This is a genomic window from Bacillus sp. 166amftsu (assembly GCF_900107445.1).
Classification (GTDB): Bacteria; Bacillota; Bacilli; order Bacillales; family Bacillaceae_G; genus Bacillus_A; species Bacillus_A arachidis.
In genome coordinates, this window is the sequence record NZ_FNQA01000059.1 from 1 (window position 1) to 3287 (window position 3287).

A 3287-nucleotide genomic window follows, 5' to 3' on the forward strand; every position below is an offset into this window, starting at 1 on the left:
ATACAAAAGTTCCATCCTTTCCTATGATTCTATAGAAAGAATAGCGTATTTTTTCATTTTAGGGGGTATTTTGTTTTGTTAGCTTGATAGCGATGTGGTACTACCCCAGTATAAATTAACAGTATAGATAACCATCACAAAAAAGCTCAGATTTGAATCCTGAGCTTTCCAAATGGTATATTTTGCTTCACAATTGCTCCCGATTGTTGAAAACTTATTTTTTCAATTGAATTCTTTTAGCCTTAGCTTGCTCAGGATAGGATACAAGTACATCTCCATCAATCCATACTTTTACTTCATCACCTTTTGACCATTCCTCTGTATTGTCATATGCTAAATAAATTAAAGAAATACCCTTTTCCTCTCCCTGTATCTCTGAAATTGATTTATTTTTTATTTCTTCATACTTGTCCAGAGAAAGGTTCTCTGAAAGTAATATCTCATTTTCTGTTACTTCTAAAATAATACCTTCCATATCAGCCTTGCCACACCCTGCGAGTGAAATACTTAACAATATAACTGTAAATGCAATGAAAAATTTTCTTTTCATTAGCTACACACCTTCCCTTTATAAGATTAGACGAATTTAACATTATATAGGGGTACCGCTCCATCGCTATCAACCTAATAAAACAAAATACCCCCTAAAATGAAAAAATACGCTATTTTTTCATTTTAGGGATACAATTTCGCTTTAGTTAAATGGTGATGGGCGACTTTCTAAAAAAAATTAGTTTAGTATTTTTTTAACCGTATTAAATATATAACTATTTTAATACCATAAAAGAGTATTGCAATGGTCATTATTTTCCCGAAAATTTTTATCGTTAATTCTAAAAGAGTACCTTGTTTAAATGCTTTCTTTAGAATGAATTCAAATAGAAGTCCAAATACAACAATTATAGCTAAAAAAATTAATAAGGAAACTATTTTGCTGGAATACGTAGTCGCATTAAAAATAAGATATTCTGGAAAGATGAAAAAATCTATTACAGGGCTTAATGTGTTACATATTTGATTATCATATATGTCTGTTATAGAAGTTGATTCTGTTATGGATTTAACTAATTTTTCAATTGATTTTTTCATGCCTTCTCCTTTTAGATTTATGCAAAATGGTTAATATGATAATGTTCTCTAAATACTAACCTATAATAAAATAATAACAAAAAAGTAAAAAAATTCATATTTAATAAAAACTGATTTCGATTAAAAGGTGTATGGTAACAAATCTTATTTCTATCGTTTTGGGATAACTCGCTATTTTTTAGGTTGATGGGCATGTAAGGTGACCCCTAATACAAGAATAATAAACTGTTAGTTTTTTTAATTCACAAAATTTTAAAAAACAAAATTTCGAAATGTTAATATTTGTTATATAATAGACCTATCAAGTTATTTCCCTAATTGTTTGTCTAATATGCCAGTTAAGAAAGTTTGTGTTACACTTTTAGTCACCTTACCTTAAAAAGAACTTGTAGTGATTTCTACAAGTTCTTTTTGTCTTTCGGGTTAAATGTGAATTTGAAATAAAGTTACGATTTTTTGAGGGGGAAAAGTAAATGTTTGTAAAAACAGAAAGATTATTAATACGAAAATTTGAGTTCAAAGATTGGCAAGCTGTCCATGAGTATACATCAGATATCAATGTTATGAAATATATACCCGAAGGGGTTTTTACTGAAGAGGATACAAGAAACTTTGTGAATGCAAATATTGGTAGAAATGCTAAGAACTTTCCTGTGGTATTAATAGATGAAAATATCCTGATTGGTCATATTGTTTTTCATAAATATTTTGGTGAACATACTTATGAGATTGGTTGGGTGTTCAATCCTAAATATTTCAATAAAGGATATGCTTCTGAAGCAGCACAAGCTACATTGAAATATGGGTTTAAGGAAATGAAATTACATAGAATTATAGCTACATGTCAGCCACAAAATACCCCATCATATCGAGTGATGGAGAAGATTGGAATGAGAAGAGAAGGCTATTTCAGGAAGTGTATACCACATGGAAATGAATGGTGGGATGAATATTATTACGCTATTTTAGAAGAAGAATAGTGTCTCAGAACGCATCATTTAAATCAAAATCTCAATTGAAATCGTGCTATTGGTTTTTGAGAATCTCTTGGCGTATGAAATCGTTAAAATGTGGGTTGTTATTTGGGGTCACCATACATGCCCATCAACTTAAGAATTCAGAATTACCCTAAAACGAAAAAATGAGCTTTCTTGTAATAAAAAACAAATCCGTAATACTAGGAGATTCCTTTTCAATGGCTATATTGAGAAATACGTGTATAAACCAGTATTTAAATTTAAGTATGATACGATTATAGAAAGGAGAGATTCATATGAATGGTCTACAAGAAAAAACGTATGAATTATTTAAAGAAAAAAAGCCAATCACTGTATTTTTAAAGAGTGGGGTCCGGATAACTGGGCAGATTCTTGCAATGGACAAATTTACGATTCTTATGATGGTTCATGGTAAACAGCAACTTGTTTACAAACAAGCAGTTTCAACTATTACTACATAATACATATGAGAATGATTTAACCATTTCTTAACATTTTCTCAACATTACATTATACATATATACGATATAATAATAAGTAATTCTCTTTATCTTACTTCTATATATTTGTTGTTTCCTGTACAGAATCCTAATGATTAGGGTTCTCTTTTTGTTCCGGGAGATATACCTTTTGATAGTACGCAAATTAATGCCAACATAGCATTTCAAAACATCAAAAATATATTTTAGGAACGTTCTTAAAATATTAATACCTATCGTTATATGCTTGCTTATCCTCAAAGAAATCATCCGTTTATAAAGGTATACCTTTACAAACGGTTAGGTATCATCTATGAAACATTGAAATATCAAGTTTATAAAGGTAATTTTGATTAATTTATAAACGTTTATTTTTAATGAATACCTTTATAAACGAAAGTGGTATAATTATGGTAACAAATATAAGGGGAATACCAAAAATGGCAAATATTTATGGATATATACGTGTAAGTACAAAAGATCAAAATGAACAACGTCAATTACATAAGATGATGGAACGAGGAGTGGAAGCTCGGCGTATTTTTGTCGATAAAGCAAGTGGACGACATTTTGATCGTCCTCAGTATCAATTATTACGAAAAATATTGAGTACTAATGATATTGTTTACATAGATGCTTTAGATCGTATGGGGCGTAATTATGATGAGGTAATTTCAGAATGGAAGTACATCACGAGAGAATTACAAGCTGATATTGTTGT

General features: G+C 29.8%; 5 protein-coding genes. 3 read left to right on the top strand and 2 right to left on the bottom strand.

Annotation, left to right across the window (positions count from 1 at the left end):
- Positions 1-214 precede the first annotated feature (214 nt).
- Both BLV40_RS27700 and BLV40_RS27705 read right to left on the bottom strand, forming a co-directional pair.
- Positions 215-550, bottom strand: a complete 336-nt coding sequence (locus BLV40_RS27700) for a DUF3221 domain-containing protein (protein ID WP_090695841.1) — start codon at positions 548-550, stop codon at positions 215-217.
- Positions 551-735: 185 nt separating this feature from the next.
- Positions 736-1089 (bottom strand): hypothetical protein, encoded by a 354-nt coding sequence (locus BLV40_RS27705; protein WP_090695843.1) that lies wholly within the window; start codon positions 1087-1089, stop codon positions 736-738.
- A gap of 473 nt (positions 1090-1562) precedes the next feature.
- Between BLV40_RS27705 and BLV40_RS27710 the strand changes: the two genes are divergently transcribed.
- The 3 genes from BLV40_RS27710 to BLV40_RS27720 all read left to right on the top strand — a co-directional run.
- Complete coding sequence (locus tag BLV40_RS27710) at positions 1563-2069, top strand: GNAT family N-acetyltransferase (protein ID WP_090695845.1); 507 nt, start codon at positions 1563-1565, stop codon at positions 2067-2069.
- A 293-nt stretch (positions 2070-2362) separates the two neighbouring features.
- Positions 2363-2548: an RNA chaperone Hfq gene (gene hfq, locus BLV40_RS27715; RefSeq protein WP_090695847.1), complete on the top strand. Its 186-nt coding sequence runs from the start codon at positions 2363-2365 to the stop codon at positions 2546-2548.
- Between the two features lie 428 nt (positions 2549-2976).
- A partial coding sequence (locus BLV40_RS27720; protein ID WP_139265645.1) for a recombinase family protein occupies positions 2977-3287 on the top strand: 311 nt, incomplete at its 3' end.